Source organism: Frondihabitans sp. GW821-FHT04F02, from assembly GCF_059420045.1.
In genome coordinates, this window is sequence record NZ_JBWKSZ010000005.1 from 90,577 (window position 1) to 112,341 (window position 21,765).

The 21,765-nt window shown below is 70.6% G+C and carries 20 protein-coding genes and 1 pseudogene; 11 read left to right on the top strand and 10 right to left on the bottom strand.

The window, feature by feature from the left end; genetic code table 11:
- Positions 1-20: 20 nt before the first annotated feature.
- The 4 genes from AC07TY_RS14675 to ptsP are packed head-to-tail and all read right to left on the bottom strand — an operon-like array spanning position 21 to position 4,904.
- A complete protein-coding gene (locus tag AC07TY_RS14675; RefSeq protein ID WP_494785784.1) occupies positions 21-1,181 on the bottom strand; it encodes a mannitol-1-phosphate 5-dehydrogenase in 1,161 nt (386 codons plus the stop codon).
- Positions 1,178-1,615, bottom strand: a complete 438-nt coding sequence (locus AC07TY_RS14680) for a PTS mannitol transporter subunit IIA (protein ID WP_123507313.1) — start codon at positions 1,613-1,615, stop codon at positions 1,178-1,180. The genes AC07TY_RS14675 and AC07TY_RS14680 overlap by 4 nt, the downstream gene beginning before the upstream one ends.
- 23 nt (positions 1,616-1,638) lie before the next feature.
- Positions 1,639-3,192, bottom strand: a complete 1,554-nt coding sequence (locus AC07TY_RS14685) for a PTS mannitol transporter subunit IIBC (RefSeq protein WP_494785785.1) — start codon at positions 3,190-3,192, stop codon at positions 1,639-1,641.
- A gap of 53 nt (positions 3,193-3,245) precedes the next feature.
- Positions 3,246-4,904 (bottom strand): phosphoenolpyruvate--protein phosphotransferase, encoded by a 1,659-nt coding sequence (gene ptsP, locus AC07TY_RS14690; protein WP_494785786.1) that lies wholly within the window; start codon positions 4,902-4,904, stop codon positions 3,246-3,248.
- A 242-nt stretch (positions 4,905-5,146) separates the two neighbouring features.
- Here ptsP and AC07TY_RS14695 point away from each other — a divergent pair, with 242 nt between their 5' ends.
- The 9 genes and pseudogenes from AC07TY_RS14695 (at position 5,147) to AC07TY_RS14735 (ending at position 14,736) form a co-directional block, all read left to right on the top strand.
- Positions 5,147-5,917, top strand: a complete 771-nt coding sequence (locus AC07TY_RS14695) for a DeoR/GlpR family DNA-binding transcription regulator (RefSeq protein ID WP_123507315.1) — start codon at positions 5,147-5,149, stop codon at positions 5,915-5,917.
- Positions 5,918-5,999: 82 nt separating this feature from the next.
- On the top strand, positions 6,000-6,272 hold the full coding sequence (locus tag AC07TY_RS14700) for an HPr family phosphocarrier protein (protein WP_123507316.1): 273 nt from the start codon (positions 6,000-6,002) through the stop codon (positions 6,270-6,272).
- A 65-nt stretch (positions 6,273-6,337) separates the two neighbouring features.
- Positions 6,338-7,183 carry an exodeoxyribonuclease III gene (locus AC07TY_RS14705; RefSeq protein WP_494785787.1) on the top strand — a complete coding sequence of 282 codons (846 nt, stop codon included), beginning with the start codon at positions 6,338-6,340 and terminating at the stop codon, positions 7,181-7,183.
- A 54-nt stretch (positions 7,184-7,237) separates the two neighbouring features.
- Positions 7,238-8,245 carry a tryptophan--tRNA ligase gene (gene trpS, locus AC07TY_RS14710; protein WP_123507318.1) on the top strand — a complete coding sequence of 336 codons (1,008 nt, stop codon included), beginning with the start codon at positions 7,238-7,240 and terminating at the stop codon, positions 8,243-8,245.
- Between the two features lie 40 nt (positions 8,246-8,285).
- On the top strand, positions 8,286-8,864 hold the full coding sequence (locus AC07TY_RS14715; RefSeq protein ID WP_494785788.1) for a GNAT family N-acetyltransferase: 579 nt from the start codon (positions 8,286-8,288) through the stop codon (positions 8,862-8,864).
- A 137-nt stretch (positions 8,865-9,001) separates the two neighbouring features.
- A complete protein-coding gene (gene ribD / locus AC07TY_RS14720; protein WP_123507560.1) occupies positions 9,002-10,003 on the top strand; it encodes a bifunctional diaminohydroxyphosphoribosylaminopyrimidine deaminase/5-amino-6-(5-phosphoribosylamino)uracil reductase RibD in 1,002 nt (333 codons plus the stop codon).
- Positions 10,004-10,029: 26 nt separating this feature from the next.
- Positions 10,030-10,638 (top strand): annotated as a pseudogene (ribA, locus tag AC07TY_RS14725) (GTP cyclohydrolase II); the annotation flags it as partial.
- Between the two features lie 682 nt (positions 10,639-11,320).
- Positions 11,321-12,670 carry an MFS transporter gene (locus tag AC07TY_RS14730; protein WP_494785789.1) on the top strand — a complete coding sequence of 450 codons (1,350 nt, stop codon included), beginning with the start codon at positions 11,321-11,323 and terminating at the stop codon, positions 12,668-12,670.
- A 143-nt stretch (positions 12,671-12,813) separates the two neighbouring features.
- A complete protein-coding gene (locus AC07TY_RS14735) occupies positions 12,814-14,736 on the top strand; it encodes an ABC transporter ATP-binding protein (RefSeq protein WP_494785790.1) in 1,923 nt (640 codons plus the stop codon).
- A gap of 532 nt (positions 14,737-15,268) precedes the next feature.
- On the opposite strand, the gene AC07TY_RS14740 is transcribed toward AC07TY_RS14735, so the two are convergent.
- The 3 genes from AC07TY_RS14740 to AC07TY_RS14750 form a co-directional block, all read right to left on the bottom strand.
- Positions 15,269-15,868 (bottom strand): isochorismatase family protein, encoded by a 600-nt coding sequence (locus AC07TY_RS14740; RefSeq protein WP_488624404.1) that lies wholly within the window; start codon positions 15,866-15,868, stop codon positions 15,269-15,271.
- A 195-nt stretch (positions 15,869-16,063) separates the two neighbouring features.
- A complete protein-coding gene (locus AC07TY_RS14745) occupies positions 16,064-17,584 on the bottom strand; it encodes a D-alanyl-D-alanine carboxypeptidase/D-alanyl-D-alanine-endopeptidase (protein ID WP_494785791.1) in 1,521 nt (506 codons plus the stop codon).
- A gap of 103 nt (positions 17,585-17,687) precedes the next feature.
- The gene (locus AC07TY_RS14750) at positions 17,688-18,614 is read right to left on the bottom strand and encodes a ribokinase (RefSeq protein ID WP_488624406.1); all 927 of its coding nucleotides are present in this window, start codon (positions 18,612-18,614) and stop codon (positions 17,688-17,690) included.
- A gap of 126 nt (positions 18,615-18,740) precedes the next feature.
- Between AC07TY_RS14750 and AC07TY_RS14755 the strand changes: the two genes are divergently transcribed.
- Positions 18,741-18,998 (top strand): hypothetical protein, encoded by a 258-nt coding sequence (locus AC07TY_RS14755; protein ID WP_488624407.1) that lies wholly within the window; start codon positions 18,741-18,743, stop codon positions 18,996-18,998.
- Positions 18,999-19,021: 23 nt separating this feature from the next.
- Positions 19,022-19,276, top strand: coding sequence for a hypothetical protein (locus tag AC07TY_RS14760; protein WP_488624408.1), 255 nt, complete (start codon positions 19,022-19,024; stop codon positions 19,274-19,276).
- A gap of 94 nt (positions 19,277-19,370) precedes the next feature.
- On the opposite strand, the gene AC07TY_RS14765 is transcribed toward AC07TY_RS14760, so the two are convergent.
- The 3 genes from AC07TY_RS14765 to AC07TY_RS14775 form a co-directional block, all read right to left on the bottom strand.
- Entirely contained in the window at positions 19,371-20,729 is a 1,359-nt protein-coding gene (locus tag AC07TY_RS14765) for an LCP family protein (RefSeq protein WP_494785792.1), read from the bottom strand.
- A gap of 89 nt (positions 20,730-20,818) precedes the next feature.
- Positions 20,819-21,265: an META domain-containing protein gene (locus AC07TY_RS14770; protein WP_494785793.1), complete on the bottom strand. Its 447-nt coding sequence runs from the start codon at positions 21,263-21,265 to the stop codon at positions 20,819-20,821.
- Positions 21,262-21,765, bottom strand: a complete 504-nt coding sequence (locus AC07TY_RS14775) for a hypothetical protein (RefSeq protein WP_494785794.1) — start codon at positions 21,763-21,765, stop codon at positions 21,262-21,264. The genes AC07TY_RS14770 and AC07TY_RS14775 overlap by 4 nt, the downstream gene beginning before the upstream one ends.

Sequence of the window (21,765 nt, forward strand, 5' to 3'; positions counted from 1 at the left end):
GCCCGCGGGCCGGATGACAGCTACGCGCGCGCCGCACCCACCTTGGCGGCGAACGGCGCCACCAGCGCGTGCGCCTCGTCGAGGCCCGTGATCGCCACGGCCAGCTCGACGTCGCTCCTCGACGCGTCGGCGAGCATCGCCTGGAGCTCGACGCTCTGCTCGTCGTCGGCCACGTCGAAGCGGAGGGCGGCGCCCATGGCCTCGAGCAACGCGACCGGGGTCGTGCCGCGGTCGCTGAGACCTGCGGCCGGCGACACGAAGCGCTCGTCGCGAGAGAGCTTGCGGAGCGGCTGGCGGCCGACGCGCGCCGTGGTGTCGGGCAGGTCGGCGTTCTCGAAGCGCTTGAGGATCGCCGCGACGTAGTCGCCATGTACGGCCGGGTCGAGGTCGTGCTTGGCGATCAGCAGGGCGCTCGTCTCGCCGAGGACGGCTTCGACGGCGGCACGCACCTCGGGCAGCGCGATGGCGTCCGAGATCTTGTCCGCACCCGCGAGGAACCCGAAGTAGGCGGTCGTCGCGTGGCCCGTGTTGACGGTGAACAGCTTGCGCTCGATCGAGGCCTCGAGACCGTCGACCCAGTGCACACCGGGGATCTCGGGCTCGGCTCCGCCGAACGGCGTCCGGTCGATGGCCCACTCGTAGTAGGTCTCGACGGTGACGTCGAGCCCCTGGCCCGGCGCCTGGGCGGGGACGATGCGGTCGACGGCGGTGTTCGCGAAGACGGCCCTGCCGAGCGCGGCGTCGTCGGCGCCGCCGGGCAGGTTCGCGACGATGAACTCCTCGAGTCGGTCGGTCGCATTGAGAGCGTTCTCGCAGGCCATGACGGCGACCTTCGGCAGCGACGCGTCGCGAGCCTGGAGCCCGGCGGCGATCGCCGGAGCGATGAACTTGAGCACGTTCGGGCCCACGGCGCAGGTGACCACAGCGGCCGAGGCCACCGCGGCGACGACGGCGTCGGGATCGGCGGCGGAGTTGACGGCCGAGAAGCGGGTGACCTCATGGTCGGCAGCGCCCTCGCCCACCTCGTGGACGACGTACGAGTCGGCGGCCTTCAGCTCGTCGATCAACTCGGCATTGACGTCTGAGAAGACGACCTCGTAGCCGGCTTCGTGGAGCAGGAGCCCGACGAAGCCGCGCCCGATGTTGCCGGCGCCGAAGTGGACCGCGGTGCCAGCGGTCACTCGTTGACCGCTTCGAGCTGGGCGAAGATCTCGTCGACGCCCGCGGCGTCGCGGAGGGCCTGCACCTCGTCGTCGTCGGAGAAGATGATGGCGATCTTCGACAGGATCTCGAGGTGCTGGTTCTCGATGCCCGCGATGCCGACCACGAAGTGGACGGGGTTGCCGTCCCAGTCGATCGGCGTCGAGTAGCGGGTGAACGACAACGCCGACTTCAGGATGGCGTCCTTGGCGTCGTTCGTGCCGTGCGGGATGGCGAGGAAGTTGCCCATGTAGGTCGACACGCTCTTCTCGCGCTCGATCATCGCAGGCAGGTAGTCGGCTGTGACCGATCCCGCCTCCAGAAGGATCTCGCTGGCTTCTCGCATCGCCTCCGACTTGGTCGTGGCGGTGCCTTCGGCTTTGATCTGGCTCTTCTGGAGGACGGAATCAGTCATGTCTCAGATGCTACTTTCTTTGGTTATTTCTGGTTCGCCAGCTGGTCGACGACCTGGTCGTACTGCGGAGCGTTCATGAAGTTGTCGACCGAGACGTGCTGGGCGCCCGGGTTCATGGTCTTCGCGCGGTCGGTCAGCTGCTGCTGCGTGATGATCAGGTCTTCGTCGCCCGTGAGGTTCGCGATGGCCTTGTTGACCACGGTCACACCCTCGATGCCGGCCTTCTTGATCTTGTTGCGCAGGACGCTGGCGCCCATGGCCGACGAGCCCATGCCGGCGTCGCAGGCGAACACGATGTTCTCGACGCGGGTGGCGGTGCTCGTGGTGGTGGCGCTGCCGACACCGCCGAAGGTGGCCTCGGCCTCCTCCTCCGTGGCGGGAGCGGTGGAGCCGGCGAAGACGCCCGCGGTCGCGGCGTTGGCGTCGCGGCCCTTGGCGGCCTGCATCTTGGCGAGGGCGTCCGACATGTCGCCGCCGCCGGCGGCCAGGTCGCGCTTGCGGGTCGCGATGAGGAAGAACGATGCGACGACACCCGACACTGCGGCGGAGAGGACGACCGAGGCGATGACGCCCAGGTAGCTGTCTCGCGAGGTGTTGGCGAGGACGGCGATGATCGAGCCGGGCGAGGCCGGACCGGTCAGGCCGGAGCCGAAGGCGACGTTGGTCGCGACACCCGTGGCGCCACCGAGGATGACGGCGATGAACATGATCGGCTTCTGCAGGACGAACGGGAAGTAGATCTCGTGGATGCCGCCGAAGAACTGGATGATGATCGCGCCGGGAGCCGAGGCGCGTGCCGCACCGACACCGAAGAAGGTGAAGGCGAGGAGGATGCCGAGGCCGGGGCCGGGGTTCGCCTCGAGGAGGAACAGGATCGACTTGCCCGACTCCTTGACCTGCTGGGCGCCCAGCTGGTCGAGCACGCCGTGGTTGATGGCGTTGTTCAGGAAGAACACCTTGGCCGGCTCGATGAAGAGGCTCGCGAGGGGCAGGAGGTGGGCGTTGATGAGGCCCTCGACCGCGTTGCCGAGGCCGACGACGATCACGCTGAAGAGCTTCGAGAGCCAGAAGAAGCCGGCCATGAAGAGACCGAAGCCCAGGATGCCCGCCGAGTAGTTGTTGACGAGCATCTCGAAGCCGGGCTTGATCTTGCCGTCCCAGAGGCGGTCCATCCGCTTGACGAGGTACGCGCCGAGCGGGCCGCAGATCATGGCGCCGAGGATCATCGTCGAGTCGGACCCGAGGATCACGCCCATCGTGAAGATCGAGCCGACGACCGCGCCGCGGATGTCGTAGACCATGCGGCCACCCTGGATGGCGATGGCCAGCGGGATCAGGTAGGTCAGGATCGGGCTGACGACGCCCACGTTGGCGACGCCGTCGGTCGTCCCGAAGCCGCCGAGGACGCCGACCGGAGTCCATCCGGTCTCGATGAAGAAGGCCGTGATGAAGCCCCACGCGATGAAGATCGCGATGTTGGGCATCACCATGCCGGCGAGGAACGCGCCGAACTTCTGGACCCGGACGCGGCCGGAACCGGCCTCCCGGGTCGTGGCGCCTGCAGACGTCGTTGTCATGATCGTGTCTTTCTGTTCATGGTGGTGAGGGGGTTGTGTGGTGCTGGGGGGGTCTAGAGCGAGGTGGAGACGGAGGACGCCGCGGCACGAGCCGCTGCGGCCGACGGGGCGCGGAGCGCGGCCTGGGCCATCGCCTTCGCCTCGTCGAGCGTGTGGTTCAGGAGCTCGGCGCGCACGTCGGCGAGGGCCGCGGGCGTCATCGAGAGGGTGGTCGCGCCGAGGCCGACGAGCACGACCGCGAGCAGCGGGTCGGACGCGGCCTCGCCGCAGATGCCGACGCCCTTGTGCGCGGCTGCTCCGGCGGTGCCGAGCTGTGCGACGAGGCGGAGCACGGCGGGGTGCCACGGATCCTGGTACGAAGCCACTGTGCCGAGCATGCGGTCGGCGGCCATCGTGTACTGGGTGAGGTCGTTCGTGCCGATCGACACGAAGTCGGCGGCCTCGAGCACCTGGTCGGCCATGAGCGCGACCGAGGGCACCTCGGCCATGACGCCGGCCGTCGTGATGCCGAGCTCCTTGGCGAGGGCCACGAAGTACTCGGTCTCCTCGACGTCGGCGACCATCGGAGCCATGACCCAGCGGTCGGCGTCGGTCTCGGCGTCGGCCTCGGCGAGCGCCGTGAGCTGGTCGCGGAGGATGTTCTCGTGGGCGCGCAGCGCGCGCAGACCGCGACGGCCGAGGGCCGGGTTCTCCTCGCCCGCGTCGGTGAGGAACGGCAGCGGCTTGTCGGCGCCGGCGTCCAGCGCGCGGACGACGACCTTCTTGCCGGGGAACTCTTTCAGGAGAGCCACGTACGAGGCCTTCTGCGTCGCGACGTCGGGCGCGTACGGGGAGTCGAGGAACAGGAACTCCGTCCGGAACAGCCCGACGCCCTCCGCCCCGAGCTCGACGGCCGCGGCGGCGTCCTTCGGGGAGCCGAGGTTGGCGAGCAGCGGCACGGTCGTGCCGTCCGCGAGGGCGCCCGGCGTGAGCGGGGCGGAAGCGGCGGCGAGGCGCTCGGCGCGCTTCTGGTCGGCGTCGGCGATCTGCTCCGCGGTCGGGTCGGTGAGGACGGCGCCGGCACCGGCGTCGACGATCACGACGTCGCCATCGGCGAGCTCGTCGGCCTGCGTCACGCCGACGATGGCCGTGATGCCCTTGGCGCGCGCGAGGATCGCCGTGTGCGAGGTGGGCCCGCCGTCGCGGGTGACGAGTGCGAGAACCTTGTCGAGGTCGAGGAGTGCGGTGTCGGCCGGTGCGAGGTCGCGCGCCACCAGGATGAACGGGGTGTCCGACTCGGGCACGCCGGGGGCGTGCACGCCGCGGAGCTGCGCGATGATGCGCTGAGCGACGTCGCCGAGGTCGGCTGCGCGCTCCCCCATGTATCCGCCCATGCCCGAGAGGATGTCCTGGAACGACTTGAACGCGTTGTAGACGGCGCGCTCCTCGTTGGTGCCGGCGTCGATCTGCGCGTGCACGTCGTCGAGGATCGACGGGTCCTGCGCCATGAGCGCCTGGGCCTCGAGCACGGCCTGGGCGTCGCCGCCCGCGGCGGCACCGCGCTTGCCGAGGTCGGCGGCGACGGCGGCCAGCGCCTCGCCGACCCGGGACTTGGCCGCGGCCGCATCGCCCTGGAGGGGCGACTGGTCGGGCTCGCCGAGCGGTTCGGCCATACGGAGGACGGGTCCGGACGCGGTTCCGCGTCCGACTCCTACACCGGGCAGTTCGGGCATCCGAGACTCCTTCATCTGGGGCTGGCCTTGTCGGCAGTGCAGCTGGTTCGTGTAATGCGTGTTCGACGAGTGCGCACCCATGTGTCCGGAGACGGGCGCTGGGAAGACCATACATCGATCTGAATTGACAAACAAACAAAATCAGAGCTAAAAATGCACCAACAGACATTTGTTTGCGCTTGGTTCTGCTTTCGTGGCCTGAGACAAGGCCCAGAATGCCCATTTCTCACCGATGAGGACCGATGTACGCCCCAGAACGCCACCTCCGCATCGTCGAGGAGGCCCGCCAGCACGGTCGAGTCGACGTCCGAGACCTCGCCGAGCTCCTCGAGGTCACCCCCGAGACGATCCGCCGAGACCTCACCAGCCTCGAGCGCCGCGGCCTCGTCCGCCGGGCTCACGGCGGCGCCATCCCCGTCGAGCGGATGACCTTCCACCCGGGCGTCGGCGACCGGGGCGGCATCAACACCGCCGAGAAGATGGTCATCGCCCAGGCCGCCGTCGACGAGATCCCCGAGAACGGGTCCATCATCATCGACGCGGGCACCTCCACGATCCTCCTCGCGCAGATGCTCCCCTCCGACCGAGGTCTGACCGTCGTCACCCACTCGCTCCCCGTCGCCATGGCCGTGGCGAACCGACCCGGCATCGACCTGCACCTGCTGGGCGGCAGCATCCGCCGCGACTCGCTGGCCGGCGTCGGCACCTGGACCCACCAGCTCGTCGGCATGGTCTCGGTCGACGCCGCCTTCATCAGCGTCGGCGGCATCACCCCCGAGCGCGGCCTGACCACCCACAACATCTCGGAGGCCGCGGTCAAGTCGGCCCTCATCAAGGCCGCCCGTCGCAGCATCCTCCTCGCCGACCACACCAAGTTCGGCCGCGAGGAGTTCGGTCGCGTGGCGCCCATCGCCGCCATCGATACGATCATCACCGACCCCGCCGTCAACCTCGACCTCGTCCGCGAGGTGGAGGCCGCCGGCACCGAGGTCCTCTGGCCCGGCAGGAACTGACCAGCCTCCGCCCGTCCCCACCGACTACGGTCGTACAACGTCCGTCCACCGCCGTCCGCAACCCTCGCAAGGAGCAACATCTATGTCCGAAGCCACCCGCACCGTGACCGTCGCCTCGTCGTCCGGCCTCCACGCCCGCCCGGCGTCCCTCTTCGTCCAGACGGTGACCGCCTCCGGCCACCAGGTGACCATCGCCAAGGGCGACAAGAGCGTCAACGCCTCCAGCATCCTGGGCCTCCTCGGCCTCGGCGTGAACACGGGCGACGAGGTCGTCCTCACCGTCTCGGGCGACGACGCCGAGACCACCGCCGACTCGCTGGTGGAGTTCCTGACCACCGACCACGACGCCGCCTGAGCCGCACCGTCCTCCTCCGCCGGCGCCCCGACTCGATGTCGGCAGGCGCCGGTAGGCTTTAACGCATGGGTACTCGTCTCCGCCTGGCCACCGTCAACGTCAACGGCATCCGCGCCGCCTTTCGCAAGGGCATGGGCGAGTGGGTCGACAGCCGCGACGTCGACATCCTGGCTCTGCAGGAGGTCCGCGCCCAGACCGAAGACATCGAGAGCCTGCTCGGTCCCGAGTGGAGCATCCTGCACGACCCCGCGACGGCCAAGGGCCGCGCCGGCGTCGCCCTCGCGAGCCGCAGGAAGGCCGAGATCCACCGCGTCGACCTGGGCGCCGTGAAGTTCGACACCGCCGGCCGGTGGCTCGAGGCCGACTACGACGTCGACGGCACGATCGTCACCGTCGTGAGCACCTACGTGCACTCGGGCGAGGTCGACACCCCCAAGCAAGACGAGAAGTGGAAGTTCCTCGACGCCATGTCGAAGCGCCTCCCCCAGCTCGAGAAGCACAACCCGCTCGCTGTCGTCGTGGGCGACCTCAACGTCGGCCACACTCCCCTCGACATCAAGAACTGGCGGGGCAACGTCAAGCGCGCCGGCTTCCTGCCGCGCGAGCGCGCCTACTTCGACCGCTTCTTCGGCCCCGCGGGCAAGAAGGTCGAGGGCGTCGACGGCACCAGCGGCAAGGGGCTCGGCTGGGTCGACATCGGCCGCGAGCACGCGGGCGACGTCGACGGTCCGTACACGTGGTGGTCGTGGCGCGGCCAGGCGTTCGACAACGACTCAGGCTGGCGCATCGACTACCAGATGGCCACCCCCGAGCTCGCCGCCAAGGTCACGAGCTACTCCGTCGACCGCGCCGACTCGTACGACAAGCGATGGTCCGACCACACCCCCGTGGTCGTCGACTACGACGTCTAGCCCCTCCGCATCCGGGCACCCTCCTTTCTTCCGCTCCACCAGTTAGGCCACGCAATGACTCCTCCCCGCCTCTTCTCGGGCATGCAGCCCTCCGGCGACTCGCTCCACGCCGGCAACTACATCGGCGCCCTGCAGCAGTGGGTTGCGCTGCAGGACACCCACGACGCCCTGTTCTGCGTCGTCGACATGCACGCGATCACCGTCCCGCAAGATCCGGCCACCCTCCGTGCCACCACGCGCCGCACCGCGGCCCAGTACATCGCCGGGGGCATCGATCCCGCCAAGTCGATCCTGTTCGTGCAGTCCCAGGTGCCGGCCCACGCCGAGCTGGCCTGGGTGCTGAACACGCTCACCGGCTTCGGCGAGGCCAGCCGCATGACGCAGTTCAAAGACAAGGCGGCGAAGCAGGGCGCCGAGTCGGCCTCGGTCGGCCTCTTCACCTACCCGATCTTGATGGCGGCCGACATCCTGCTCTACGGCGCCGAGCTGGTGCCGGTCGGCGACGACCAGAAGCAGCATGTCGAGCTCACCCGCGACCTCGCCAACCGCTTCAACTCGCGGTTCGGCGAGACGTTCGTCGTGCCCGAGCCCTACATCCTCAAGGAGACCGCGCGCATCTACGACCTTCAGAACCCCGAGTCGAAGATGAGCAAGTCGGCGGCAACCGACAGCGGCATCGTGTGGATGCTCGACGAGCCGTCCAAGACGAGCAAGAAGATCCGCAGCGCCGTCACCGACACCGAGCGCGAGATCCGCTTCGACCGCGGCGCCAAGGCCGGCGTCTCGAACCTCCTGTCGATCCTGTCGGCCTTCACCGGCACGGCGATCCCGGCCCTCGAGGAGCAGTACGCAGGTCGCGGCTACGGCGACCTCAAGAAAGACGTCGCCGAGGTCGTCGTCGAGACGTTCGCGCCCGTGCGCGAGCGCACGCTCGAGCTCCTCGACGACACCGCCGAGCTCGACCGCGTGCTCTCCGCCAACGCCGACCGGGCGTCCGAGATCGCCGAGAAGACGCTGGCGACCGTCTACGACCGCATCGGCTTCGTCCGGAAGGTGCGCTGACGGCCGCGGCCGCCCTCGCCCCGCGACCATGAAGCCGTTCGTGCTGGAGTCCCCGCGACTCCGCCTCGAGGTGCCCCGCACCGCCGACACGGGCGCCATCTTCGACGCCTGCCAAGACGCGGTCCTGCAGGAGTTCACCACCGTCCCGGTGCCGTACACGTTCCAGGACGCCCAGATGTTCGTCTCGCAGATCGTCGAGCGCGGCTGGACCACCGGGCGCGAGTACACCTGGGGCCTCCGCGAGCCCGGCTCCAGCCTCCTCGTCGGCATGGTCAGCATCCGCCACCAGCACCGCGACATCGGGTTCTGGGCGGCTGCCGGAGTGCGCGGGCGCGGCCTCATGACCGAGGCCGTGCGGCTCGTCGCCGACTGGGCCTTCGCCGACGGCATGCCCGACATCCTGTGGGAGGGCTACGTGGGCAACCGCGGCTCCGCCGGCGTGGCCCGCCGAGCCGGGTTCACCTACGTCGGCGAGGGCCCCGGGCTGCAGCCCGACCGCGACCGGCAGCACCCGCCCTGCTGGAAGGCCCGGCTGGCGGCAGGCGACGACAGGGGCGAGAAGACGGGCTGGCCCGAGGAGTCGATGCCCGGCGGCGGGCCGGCAGTTCCTGCGCCCTGAGGCTTTGGTAAAGGCTCTGTTACGCCACCTTTCCGGAATACGCCTCGGTGCACGGCGTTGGTTATGGTCGAACCACCGCTCCACTTCTCGAGAGAAAGCCCCCCGTGAGCCCCACCCCCGAACAGATCGTCCAGGCCATGCGCCACGCGCTGACCCTGGCATCGCGCGGACCGGCTCGCGGGTCGCACGCCTCGGTCGGCTGCGTGCTGCTCGACGACGCGGGGCGCACCGTCGCCGAGGGCTGGCACAGAGGCGCCGGGACGCCGCACGCCGAGGTCGACGCCATGTCGAAGCTGCCTGCGGGCGGCGCGCGCGGGCTGACCGCCGTCGTCACTCTGGAGCCCTGCAACCACTGGGGCCGCACCGGCCCGTGCGCCGAGGCGCTGATCGAGGCCGGCATCGGGCGGGTCGTGTTCGCCGTCGAAGACCCGGGAGCGCACTCCGGCGGGGGCAAGGAGCGGCTGCGCGCCGCCGGCATCCCCGTCGACGAGGGGGTGCTCGCCGCGGAGGTCGCCGAGTGGATGCGCCGCTGGCTGATCGCCGCGTCGCTCCAGCGCCCGTTCGTCACGCTCAAATGGGCGTCGAGCCTGGACGGCCGCGCCGCCGCAGCCGACGGCACCAGCCAGTGGATCACCGGCACGGCCGCGCGCCAGCACGTTCACGAGCAGCGGGCCGACCATGACGCGATCCTCGTCGGCACGGGCACCGTGCTCGCCGACGACCCCACTCTCACCGCCCGCGGCGACGGCGGTGAGCTGCTGCCACTGCAGCCTCTGCCGGTCGTCGTCGGCGAGCGCCCCGTCCCGATCGACGCGCGTCTGCGTCAGCACCCGCGCGGCCTGGTCGAGACCGGCACGCGCGACCTCCGAGCGGTGCTCTCCGACCTGTTCGCCCGCGACGTCCGCACCGTCTTCGTCGAGGGCGGCCCCACCGTCGCCGGCGAGCTGATCCGGAACGACCTCGTCGACGACTACCTCGTCTACCTCGCCCCGACGCTGATCGGCGGCCCCCGGCTCGCCCTCGGCGACCTCGGTGTAGACACTATCGACGGCCAGCGTCACCTCTCGGTGACCTCCGTCACCCCCCTCGGCGACGATCTCGCGATCCTCGCCCGCACTCAGAGCGGGAGCTCCCGATGACCGACACCCCAGCCGTGCGCCCGCACGTCACCTTCGAGGTCGAGACGACCGTCCCGACCACCCACGGGACCTTCCGCATGCGCGCCTACCGCGACCTCGACACCGGCGCGGATCACATCGCCATCGTCTCCGGTCAGCCCGGCGACGGCGCTATCGTCCGCGTGCACTCGGAGTGCCTCACCGGCGAGGCGTTCGGCTCGCTCAAGTGCGAGTGCGGACCGCAGCTCGACGCCGCGCTCGACACCATCCACAACCAGGGCGGCGTCGTCATCTACCTGCGCGGCCACGAGGGCCGCGGCATCGGGCTGGTCAACAAGCTCCGCGCCTACAAGCTCCAGGAGGAGGGCCTCGACACGCTCGACGCCAACCTCGCACTCGGCCTCCCCGCCGATGCGAGGGAGTACGTCGCGGCTGCCGAGATCCTGCGCGATCTGGGCTTGGAGTCGGTGCGCCTCCTGTCGAACAACCCCGACAAGCGGGCGCAGCTCACCGCGCACGACATCGAGGTCACCGAGATGGTGCCGCTGGTCGTCGGGGTCGGCGCCTTCAACGAGGCGTACCTCGACACCAAGCGCGACCGCATGGGCCACCAGCTGCCCGGCTCGCTCGACACGGGTTTCGATCCGGTCGGCTGAGCCGCCGTGCGTCGACTCCCTGGGAGCCACCCGCACCACCGGTCGACTCCGGCGCGGTGTCGGCGTAGGGTGTGGCGAGTGATGGCCTCTCTGGCCTCGCGGCGACTGCGGAGTGCCCCTGCCCGTGAAGCTAGCGTTCCGCCGGTCGTAAGGGCCGTACCTCGTCTTGAGAGGTGCGGCCCTTCTTGCGACGCGGCGGTCGTCACGATGCCGGCCCTGCGACGGCTCACGAGCCCGATTCCCTGCCGTGAAAGCCAATCGAGGGCCCGTGAGCCATCTGTGCCGGCCAAAGACTGGCAGACCCCTGCACTCTATGGGCCAGGTGGCTCCGCTTTCTAGGGCTTCACACGGCGATGATGATGCGGTACTTTTTTCCCAGATCAACGGGCAGTTTACCTAGATTGAATAGGTAGCTTGTCTAGGTTCCGGCGGCGGGGTGCGGTCGGTGCCTCGGCCCCGACCGGGCCGCTCGAATCCTTGCCGGGCGGTTCGCCGTCTCGGGCGTGTCGTAGTAGCCTATGAACAGGTCGTCACGAGCGGCCGACCACTTCCCCGGTGGCGATGTCGCACGGGAGTTCCCGCGTCATCCTGCGCCGTCTCCCCGTTGCACTCGCTGCCAGCCCGCACCGTGCGCGCGCCGGCCCAGGCGTGCCCGTGCAATCCGTTCACGGAGAACACCCCCATGTCAACAACGACCGCCGCCGGCAAGGCGACCAGCCCCGCCCCTGTGAACTCCCGCGCTCGCGTGATCGTCGCCAGCCTCATCGGCACGTCGATCGAGTTCTACGACTTCTACGTCTACGCGACCGCAGCCGTCCTCGTGTTCCCGACGCTGTTCTTCGCGAACACCGACCCGACGGTCGCCCTCCTCGCATCGTTCGCCGTCTTCGGCGTCGCGTTCATCGCGCGCCCCGTCGGCTCGATCGTCTTCGGCCACTTCGGCGACCGCATCGGCCGCAAGAACACGCTCATCGCATCGCTGCTGACGATGGGCATCGCGACGTTCCTCATCGGCCTGATCCCCGCCGGCACCACGCCCGGCTGGAGCATCGTGGCGCCGACGTTCCTCGTGATCCTGCGCTTCGCCCAGGGGTTCGGCCTCGGCGGGGAGTGGTCGGGGGCGGCGCTGCTCGCCACCGAGAACGCCCCGGCGGGCAAGCGCGCCATCTACGGCACCTTCCCGCAGCTCGGCGCGCCAATCGGCTTCATGGTCGCCAACGGCCTGTTCCTGATCCTCAACGTGAGCATGTCGGCCGACGCGTTCGCCACCTGGGGCTGGCGCATCCCGTTCCTCGGCTCGGCGCTGCTGGTGGCCGTCGGCCTCTACGCGCGCTTCAAGCTCGTCGAGACCCCCGCGTTCACGAAGGTCGTCGAGACCGGCAACGTGTCGAAGCTGCCGCTGGGCCGCGTGTTCCGCAGCAGCTGGCGCCAGCTGATCCTCGGCACGTTCATCATGCTGGCGACGTACACGCTCTTCTACCTGATGACCACGTTCACGCTGACCTTCGGCACGGCGGCCAAAGACGCTCCGGTCGCCGGCCTCGGATACTCGCGCGAGAGCTTCCTGCTGATGCTGATCGTCGGAGTCGCGTTCTTCGGCATCTTCACGCTCGTCTCCGGTCCCCTGGCCGAGCACTTCGGCCGACGTCGTCTGCTGCTCGCCGTCACCGCCGGGATCTTCGTCTTCGGCTTCCTGTTCTCGCCGCTGTTCTCGGCGGGCTTCGCCGGAGCGCAGGGCCTGCTGGTGATCGGCTTCATCCTGATGGGGCTGACCTTCGGCCCGATGGGCGCCGTGCTGCCGGAGCTCTTCCCGGCGAACGTCCGCTACACCGGCTCGGCCATCAGCTACAACGTGGCGAGCATTCTCGGCGCGGCTGTCGCCCCGTTCATCGCCGTCGCGCTGTGGAAGGCGGCCGGAGGCAGCACCTGGCTCGTCGGCGTCTACCTGTCGTCGATGGCCCTGATCACGCTCGCCGCGCTGTTCCTGAGCCGCGAGACGCGCGACGTCGACTACTCCGACAACCTCAACTAGGCGATCCACCCCGAAGCCCCCGGCCCCGTCCTCCACGGGTGCCGGGGGTTTCGCCGTGGGCTTCTCCACAGGCGCCGGGGGTTTCGCCGCGCGCGGCGGCACGCGACTAAAATCGGGCGCAGGATCACCGCCCGAAGGACACAATGAGCTCCGACACCGCCGCACCTCCCACCACCGACGCTCCTCTCCCCGCATCCCCGGGCAAGGCGCGGGGCCGCTCCCGCAAGCCGAGGCCTCCGCGCCTCGACCGCAACGGCCGCCCGATCCCCGAGGGGCCGCGCGCGAAGTTCAGCCAGCTACTGCCCTTCCTGTTCGAGCACAAGCCGATGCTCGCCGTCATCATCGGGCTCAGCGTGCTCGGCGCCGCGGCCTCGCTCGCCCAGCCGCTGCTGGTGCAGCAGGTCATCGGCTTCGTCCAGTCGAACAAGCCGCTCGGCACCCTGGTCGTCGCGCTGGTCGCGCTCGTCGTCATCTCCGGCCTGGTGAACGGGTTCCAGCACTACCTGCTCCAGCGCACCGGCGAGGCCGTCGTGCTCTCGAGCCGTCGCCGACTGGTCGCACGCATGCTCAACCTCCCCATCAGCGAGTTCGACGCCCGCCGCACCGGCGACCTCGTGTCGCGCGTCGGATCCGACACGACCCTCCTCCGCGCCGTCTTGACGCAGGGCCTCGTCGACGCCATCGGCGGCTCGCTGACCTTCATCGGCGCCATCGTCGGCATGGCGATCATCGACCCGGTCCTCCTCGGCCTGACCGTGCTGATCGTCGCGGTCTCGGTCGTCGTCGTCGTGACTCTGTCGCGCCGCATCCGCGTCGCGAGCCAGCGCGCCCAGCGCAAGGTCGGCGACCTGACCGCCGCCGTCGAACGCGCCATCTCGTCCATCCGGACGGTCCGGGCCTCCGGCGCGACCGACCGCGAGATCGCCGCCATCGACGTCGACGCTCAGGGCGCCTACGACCGCGGGCTCGAGGTCGCCAGCGCCTCCGCCGTCGTCGTGCCGATCGCCAGCATCGCCATGCAGGTGTCCTTCCTCGTCGTGCTCGGCGTGGGCGGCTACCGCGTGGCCTCCGGCGCCGACACGGTCGCCGACCTGGTCTCGTTCATCCTGTTCCTGTTCCTGATGATCATGCCGCTCGGCCAGGCCTTCGGAGCCGTGACCAGCGTCAACTCGGCGCTGGGAGCCCTCGGCCGCATCCAGGAGATCATCGATCTGCCCGGCGAGACGAGCGCCGATCCCGCCGGCGCGAGCGCCGCGGCCGCACCAGTCGCTGCCGCCGCGCACTCTCTGTCGTTCGACGGCGTCGAGTTCACGTACCCGGCCGCACCGCCCGCCGACGACGAGCTCCTCTCTCCCACGGCACCCCGTCCGGCGGCCGCGCACGACCTGACCGTCCTCCACGGCGTGAGCTTCCACGCCGAGCAGGGCACGCGGACCGCCCTCGTCGGCCCCTCCGGAGCTGGCAAGTCGACCGTCCTGGCGCTCATCGAGCGCTTCTACGATCCGACCGCCGGCGTCATCCGCCTCGGCGGAGAAGACATCCGGGCGCTCGACCGCGAGTCGCTCCGCGCCCAGATCGGCTACGTCGAGCAGGACGCGCCGGTCCTGGCCGGAACGATCCGCGACAACCTCGTGCTCGGCGCCCCCGACGCGACCGCCGCGGACTGCCTGCGGGTGCTCGAAGCGGTGAATCTCACGAACGTGGTCGAGCGCGGTGATGCGGGTCTGGAGACCCAGGTCGGCGAAGACGGAGTGATGCTCTCGGGCGGCGAGAAGCAGCGACTGGCGATCGCGCGGACGCTCCTGGCCGCGCCGCCGATCCTGCTGCTCGACGAGTCGACGTCGTCGCTCGACGGCATCAACGAGCAGCGGCTGCGCGAGGCGATCGACGCCGTCGCGGTCGACCGCACGCTGATCATCATCGCCCACCGCCTGTCGACCGTCGTCGACTCCGACCAGATCGTCGTGCTCGACGGCGGGCGCGTCGTCGGCGTGGGCACGCACTCGGAGCTCGTCGTCTCGACGCCGCTCTACCGCGACCTCGCGAAGCACCAGCTGCTGGTCTAGCGGCCCCCGGAGGCGGGCGGTCGGCGCCGGCGCCGGCCAGCGCGCGAGATGGCCGCGCGCGTCGTCCGTCCGCCGCGCCAACGACGGGGCGCGCCACCTCACGAGATGGCCGCGCGCGTCACCCACCCGGCGTGCCGCCGACGCGGCGAGCCACCTCGCGAAATGGCCGCGCGCGTCACCCACCCGGCGCGCCGCCGACGTGACGGGCCACCTCACGAGATGGCCATGCGCGTCGCCCGCCGGACGCCGACACGACAACGACGGCCACCTCGCGGAACGGCACCACGCCCGACGCGGCGAGCCGCCCCACGAGATGGCCGCGCGCGTCACCCACCCGGCGCGCCAACGACGCGGCGCGCCACCTCACGAGATCGCCGCGCGCGTCGCCCACCGGACGCCGAAGCGACGACGACGGCCACCTCGCGGAACGGCACCACGCCCTACGCGGCGGGCCGCCCCCACGAGATGGCCGTGCGCGTCGCCCACAGGACGCCGAAACGACGACGACGGCCACGTCCCGGCGGCCCGGCGGCTACACGACGGCGACGCCCGCGGCGCGCAGCTCGGCGAGCGCGGCGGCGCTGCTCCGCGGCGCGACACCCGCGACGAGGGCGGAGAGCACGCGCACGCGACGTCCAGCGGCGACCGCGTCGAGGGCCGTCGCGCGCACGCAGTAGTCGGTGGCCAGCCCGGCGACGTCGACCTCGGTCACGCCGAGCCGATCGAGCACGTGGATCGCCGTCTCAGGAGCGCCGTCCCTGACGCCGCGCGCCCCGTCGACCCCGGCGACGACCCCCTCGAAGAGCGAGTAGGCGGGCTCGCCCATGCCCTTGACGATGTGGACGTCGACGGCCGAAGCGTCGAAGGCGTCGTGGTAGGCGGCGCCGGGAGTTCCTGCGACGCAGTGGACGGGCCAGGTCTCGACGAAGTCGGGCTCCGCGTCGGTCGCGAAGTGGCCGCCGTTGTCGCCCGAGGCGTCGTGCCAGTCGCGCGAGGCGATGACGACGGCATAGTCCGACGAGTGCAGGAGCGCCGTCACTCCCGCCGCGACCGCCGCTCCGCCCTCCACGCCCAGGGCTCCGCCCTCGGTGAAGTCGTTCTGCACATCGACGACGAGAAGGGCGCGGCTCATGTCAGCAGTCTGCCGCAGCGCGCGACGCGCGACGCGCAGCGCGCAGCGCGCAGCGCGCAGCGCGCGAGCCGCAAGCCGCGTGAGGGGTCGCTGCTTGTCGACGAGGCCGCCCCGGGCAGCAACCAGCGACTCCTCACCGCCCTTGGGGCGAGGGGCGAGAGAGAGAGAAAGAGAGGCGGGCAGCGCGCGCAGGAACTAGTCGTCGCTCAGATTCGCACCGCACGAGTAGACCGCCGTGGCGAGGGTGTCGAGGGCCTCGCGCGCCGTGCCGCTCACATTGCCGATCGCGTAGAACGCGAAGGTGAGCTGGGTCCCGTCTTTCGCGTCGACGGTTCCGGCAAGGGTGTAGGCGCTGTCGATCCAGCCGGTCTTGGCGTGGATGGCGCCGCGTGCGATGGCGTTGGCGCCGGTGAAGCGGGTGGAGAGGGTGCCGGACTGACCGGAGACCGGGAGCGAGTCGTAGAGGAGCTTGAGCGATTCCTCGCCTGCGAGGACCTTGCGCATCAGCGACGCCTCGAGGGCGCTGGGCACGCCGTTGTTGGCGCTCTCACCCGAGCCGTCGACGATCTTGATGGTGGAGGCGTCGAGGCCGTAGGTGCCTTTGAGGGCCTTCTGGTAGACGGCGGTGAGTGATGCCGCGGAGCCGTCGGAGCCTGATACCTTCGACGACACCCGGGCCATCATCTCGGCGAGCGTGTTGTCGCTGTTCGGGATCATCTGGCCGATGAGGGTCGATACCGGCTGCGACTTGACCTCGGCGAGCACGTCGGTGCTCTTGGCGGTTCCGCGGGTGAGAGCGGCCGTCGAGGCACCCGAGACCTCGGCGGCGACGAGCGCCGTGCGGAACGCCTCGCCGGCACGGCCGACGGGGTCGCTCGAGCGTGGGCTGACCGACAGGGTCGGGTTGGCGCGGTCGCCGTCGACCATCAGCGAGACGACGCGGGGCTGGTAGCCGATGGTGAGCTCGCTCGCCGGCCAGCTGGGGTCGTACGCGTCGGCGTCGTTCCAGTAGCTGTCGTCGAGCACGATGTTCGTGATCTTCTTGGTGCCGAGCTTCGCCTTCACCTCGGCGGCGAGGGTGCTCAGCTTCGGGGCGCCCGGGTAGATGCTCTCGGAGCCCGCCGGAGTGGCGCTCAGGGTCGCATCGCCGCCGCCGACGAGGGCGATGCCCGTGCCGGTGGTCGAGCCGACGACCTTGGTCGTGAAGCGGTAGTCGGCGCCGAGGTCGGCGAGCGCGACGGCCGTGGTGAGGGTCTTCATGACGCTTCCGGTGCGCGCGGGGGTCGACCCGCTGCGGTCGAAGAGCGTGGCGCCGGACTTGGCATCGAGCACGGTGCCCTCGAAGGTGCCGAGCCGGGCGTCGGACGCCGCGCCGGCGACGGTGCAGGTGCGGAGCGGAACGGCCGAGGGCACGGGCGAGGGGGCAGAACGCGCTGTGGTCTTCGGCGTCGCCTTCGACGTGGCCTTCGACGTCGCCTTCGGAGTGGACGCGGCCGAGGAGGACGGCGCCGCGGACGCCGAGCGAGCGACGGCGGGAGCGCTGGTCGCGGGAGCGGAGGTGGGCGCCGTGGCGGCACCTGCCGCGAGCGCGCCGCCGCCGAAGATCACGAGAGCGAGGGCTCCGCCGGTGATGGCGGTACCCCGCGGGTGGGTGCGGAAGAAGGCGCCGGCCCGGGAGAGCAGGCCGGCCCGGGTGGCCTCGTCGTCGGAAGTCATCGCGACCATCCTACGAAAGACGGGCGAGAAAGCGAACGGCGGCGATCACCCCCGTCCGGGCAGGCGTCAGCCCGCGGCGGGGCCGAGCCCGCCCGGGCAGGCGTCAGCCTGCGGCGGGGCCGGCCCCGAGATCGGACTCTCGCGGGTACGACGACTGGGCGCCGATGCCGCGAACGGCGAAGCTGCCGGCGAGGGCTCCGACGCGGACGGCCCCTTCGAGGTCGCTGCCTGCGGCGAGGCTGGAGACGAGGGCACCCGAGAAGGCGTCGCCCGCGCCGGTGGTGTCGACGACGTGCTCGACCCGGTTCGCCTCGACGTGGCCGTGCTCGCCGCGATTCGCCCAGACCGCGCCGAGCGACCCGAGCGTGATGACGGCGGAGAGAGCCCGCTCGGTGAGCGAGTCGACGGCGACGAGGGCCTCGTCGACGCTGGCGATCGAGAGCCCCGTCATCTCGGCGGCCTCGGTCTCGTTGACGATCACGGGGTCGGCGAGCGCGACGACGTCGGCGTCGATCTCGAGGTACGGCGCGAGGTTGAGCACGACGCGGGCGCCGGCGACGGCAGCCGCGCGCGCGGAGGCCTCGAGCACGTCACGCGGCAGCTCGCCCTGCATGGACAGGAGAGCGTCGTCCGAGGCCAGCCTGACGACCGCGGCGGCGGCGCGCTCGGCCGTCACCGTGCCGTTGGCACCCGAGACCACGGTGATCGAGTTCTCGCCGGTGTCGTCGATCGAGATCAGGGCGAGTCCGGTGGGCTGCCCGTCGACGATCCGCACGTCGTCGACCGACACCCCGTCTGAGTCCAGGGAACGCAGGATCCGGGCCCCGTCGTCGTCCCGACCGACCGCGCCCACGAAGTGCACGTCTCCCCCGAGTCGCGCCGCCGCGACGGCCTGGTTCGCGCCTTTGCCGCCCGGCTGCTTGGTCAGGCCGGTGGCCATGACGGTCTCGCCCGGCTGGGGTGCGCGGACGGTGCGCACCAGGTAGTCCTGATTCGCGGAGCCGACGACGATGACGCGCTTGGTGTTCACTCCGTAAGCCTTTCACACCTGGTGCGCACCTCCAGGCTCGATCGGGCCGTTCTACCCGCCGGCGTGCTGAAATAGGTCAACGCTCCGGCTCTGACGAACGCCGCTCTGCTCGCCGTAGGAGGCAGCATGCCCAGCACCGAGATCACGTGGGAGATCGACTTCGAGCTCGTCGTGCTCGATGGACTCGACGACACCGTGTCGTGCGAGTGGGAGGGCTGCTCGCACGAGGCCCTCTGGACCTGGACGCACGGCTGCGGCGAGGTCTGGCTCTACTGCCACCGCCACCGCGACGTGTTCGACGACAAGAACGCCGGGCCGGCCGAGCAGATCTGCAACGCGTGCGGGGTCAGCGTGCCGAAGCCCGCGCCCTGGGAGCGCCTGTAGCGCAGGGGCTACCGTCTACGCGCATGAGCACAGACGACGACAAGCCCACGCTTCCCTCCCCCTCCTCGGTCACCTCTCCGGCTCCCTCCTCGGCTCCGGACGGCGACGTCACCGAGCCGCTCGGCGGCGCCACCTCCGGCGAGGACGGCTACGTCGCCGTCAACGGCAGCGGCATCTCGGGCGAGCGGCATGTTCCCACCGCCGACGAGGAGATCGGACGCGGGTCCGGCTACGACCCCCAGGGCGAGCGGTACCCGTCCGAGGAGCACGGCGACTGACGCCGCGTCGTCAGCCAGCCAGATCGGGCGAAACCGAGGCGTCAGCCGCCGATTCGCGCGATTTCACTAGTCGAGGAGACGCGCCGGCCCCGCCTCAGTAGGCCTTCTTCGCCGTGCACGTCTCCTGCGCCGCGCTCTGGCCGGTGGCCGTACCCGGGAGCACAGCGGCGGTCTTGCGGGGCGCGGGCGCCTTGGACGCGCTCGACGACTTCGGCGTGGCCGGCGCGGCAGGAGCCGAGGTCGCCGATGACGACGCCGACGGAGTCGCCAGCTGCGCCGACTGGCCGAGGCTGCCCGGCGCGAGCGTGATCGCCTGGTTGCTGACGAGCGCGGCCTTCAGGGCGGTGACGCCGGCCGGGTCGGGGATGAGGCGGTTGGCGTCGGCGGGATCGTCGACGCTCGGGTACTGGAAGAAGACGATGTTGTCGAGGCCGATCGACTTCACGGCGACGCCGATCTTGACGAGCGTCGGAGCCGTGAGGCTCGACGACTTCTGCACGCTCTTCAGGGCCGTCGACGAGAGGTTGTACAGCTGCACGGGGTTGCTCAGGACTCCCCCGTTGACGATCTTGCGCATGAGCGCCGACATGAAGACCTGCTGGTTGCTGATGCGCGCGGTGTCGCCGCCGAAGCCGACGCCCTCGCGGGTCCGCAGGAACGCCCCGGCCTCCTTGCCCTTGAACACGTGCGGCCCCGCCGTGGGGATGTTCAGCGGCGGGTCGGTGTTCGGGTCGACGAGGGGCGTGGCCAGGCACACGGTGACCCCGCCGACGGCCGTCGTCATCTTCACGACGCCGTCGAACTTGACCATGGCGGCGTAGTCGATCTGCACGCCGGTGAGGCTCGCGACCGTCGTCGCCACGCACTGGAGGCCCATCTTCACGCCGCCGCGTCCGAGCGACGTGTTGAGCATCCCGAGCGATGAGGCGGGCGTCGTGCCGCCGGAGTCGTTCTTGCAGGCCGGCAGCGGCACCTCGAGGTCACGGGGCAGGCTGATGACGGCCATGCTGGTGTGGTCTTCGTTGATGTGGATCAGGAGGTTGGTGTCGTTGTTTCCGACGCCGGAACTCGCAGCCTGGTTCGCGGCATCATCGAATCCGGCGCCCTGACCCGTCCGGGTGTCGGACGCCACCACGAGCATGTTGACCTCGCCCGAGTAGGCCGTGATCTGCTCGGTCTTGTGCTGCGCCTTGCCCGACGGACCGATGGCGGTGAACGGAACCGACGGCTGGGCCTCGTGCACGACCGACCACGCGGCGATGCCGGCGACCGAGACAGTGCTGACGAGGGCGACGGCAGCGACGATGCCGACGGCCTTGAGCGCGACGATGGCCGGGCGGCTGCGGCGGAGACGTCCGTGCCGCGCGACGGTCGGCGCAGGCTGGCTCGAGGCCGCGGGCTCTCTCTCCTGCGCGGATCGGCGACCCCGTCGGGGCTGGTCGTCGTTCGTCATCGGGCTCCCTGGTGCTCGGCGGCCGGGTGTGCCGCGTCCTGACGAAGACTACAAAGGTTGCGGTTCGCTAACAAACCGCTCGGCCGAGGCTAGTCATCGACCGAGAAGCGGATCGTCTCGTCGCCGCTCGTGAGGGTGAGCGTCGAATCATCGCGGGTGTACTGCATGGTGTGGGCGGCGAATTCGGTGGCCCAGTGCTCCTGGCCGCTCTCACGGGCGCGGCACCCCATCGCCGTCGCAGTCACGTTGCCCGTGGGCACGAGATCCTCGCCGCGAGCTCGAACGTCGACGGACACCGCGTTGCACGGCGTGTTCATCATCATCGTCAGAGTCCCGTTCATCCGCGTGAAGCTCATGGTGAGCGGCGTCGTCCCGAGCCACTCCACCGCCTTGCCGCCGTCCGTCCCGGACATCGACGTGTAGTGCGCGTCGCCGAACGGATTGGCGATCGTCGCCTCCTCGATCGCCGCGCATCCGCTCAGGCTGAGGGCCACCATGCTGGCCGCCGCGATCGCGGCCGTTCGGAGAGCGTTCATCTGGTCCACACCTTCTGATCGTGGGTTGCACAGGTCGCCGGGTCGTCGGCGTACACGGAGATCGCGCGGGAGGGCCCCTCGCAGACCACGGCGTCGTCGAGCGAGCCGGCCGGGAGGCGGAGCAGTCGCTCGCAGGCGGTCGTCGGATCGCCCGAGAACTCGGCGCGTCCGGCGACGGCGGCAGCGCCTTCGCACGACAGCGGTCCGGCGGACGCGTTCTGCGGGACGCTTCCGTCGGCCGCCACGCCCCCGCTCGTCGGCGAGCTCTCGCCGGAGGTGCCGCCCGCCGACATGACGTCGCTCGACTGCGGCGCCAGAGCCGGAAGGGCGAAGCCGCCGACCACCAGCACAGCCGCGACGAGCGGCACCCCGACGAGCAGAGTCCGCCGTCGCCGACGTCGGGTGCGCTCGACGGCGTCGATGCGGCGGAGCACCTCGGGGAGGCGGGCCTGCGCCAGGCGGTCGGTCTCGTCGGCGGGGGGCAGGAGTTCCTGCGTCAT

Bases quoted from the DNA above. Each gene is read 5' to 3' on its own strand.
- AC07TY_RS14680 (WP_123507313.1), bottom strand. From the start codon at position 1,615: ATGACTGATTCCGTCCTCCAGAAGAGCCAGATCAAAGCCGAAGGCACC.
- AC07TY_RS14685 (WP_494785785.1), bottom strand. From the start codon at position 3,192: ATGACAACGACGTCTGCAGGCGCCACGACCCGGGAGGCCGGTTCCGGC.
- ptsP (WP_494785786.1), bottom strand. From the start codon at position 4,904: ATGCCCGAACTGCCCGGTGTAGGAGTCGGACGCGGAACCGCGTCCGGA.
- AC07TY_RS14695 (WP_123507315.1), top strand. From the start codon at position 5,147: ATGTACGCCCCAGAACGCCACCTCCGCATCGTCGAGGAGGCCCGCCAG.
- AC07TY_RS14700 (WP_123507316.1), top strand. From the start codon at position 6,000: ATGTCCGAAGCCACCCGCACCGTGACCGTCGCCTCGTCGTCCGGCCTC.
- AC07TY_RS14705 (WP_494785787.1), top strand. From the start codon at position 6,338: ATGGGTACTCGTCTCCGCCTGGCCACCGTCAACGTCAACGGCATCCGC.
- trpS (WP_123507318.1), top strand. From the start codon at position 7,238: ATGACTCCTCCCCGCCTCTTCTCGGGCATGCAGCCCTCCGGCGACTCG.
- ribD (WP_123507560.1), top strand. From the start codon at position 9,002: ATGCGCCACGCGCTGACCCTGGCATCGCGCGGACCGGCTCGCGGGTCG.
- AC07TY_RS14730 (WP_494785789.1), top strand. From the start codon at position 11,321: ATGTCAACAACGACCGCCGCCGGCAAGGCGACCAGCCCCGCCCCTGTG.
- AC07TY_RS14735 (WP_494785790.1), top strand. From the start codon at position 12,814: ATGAGCTCCGACACCGCCGCACCTCCCACCACCGACGCTCCTCTCCCC.
- AC07TY_RS14740 (WP_488624404.1), bottom strand. From the start codon at position 15,868: ATGAGCCGCGCCCTTCTCGTCGTCGATGTGCAGAACGACTTCACCGAG.
- AC07TY_RS14745 (WP_494785791.1), bottom strand. From the start codon at position 17,584: ATGACTTCCGACGACGAGGCCACCCGGGCCGGCCTGCTCTCCCGGGCC.
- AC07TY_RS14755 (WP_488624407.1), top strand. From the start codon at position 18,741: ATGCCCAGCACCGAGATCACGTGGGAGATCGACTTCGAGCTCGTCGTG.
- AC07TY_RS14760 (WP_488624408.1), top strand. From the start codon at position 19,022: ATGAGCACAGACGACGACAAGCCCACGCTTCCCTCCCCCTCCTCGGTC.
- AC07TY_RS14765 (WP_494785792.1), bottom strand. From the start codon at position 20,729: ATGACGAACGACGACCAGCCCCGACGGGGTCGCCGATCCGCGCAGGAG.
- AC07TY_RS14770 (WP_494785793.1), bottom strand. From the start codon at position 21,265: ATGAACGCTCTCCGAACGGCCGCGATCGCGGCGGCCAGCATGGTGGCC.
- AC07TY_RS14775 (WP_494785794.1), bottom strand. From the start codon at position 21,765: ATGACGCAGGAACTCCTGCCCCCCGCCGACGAGACCGACCGCCTGGCG.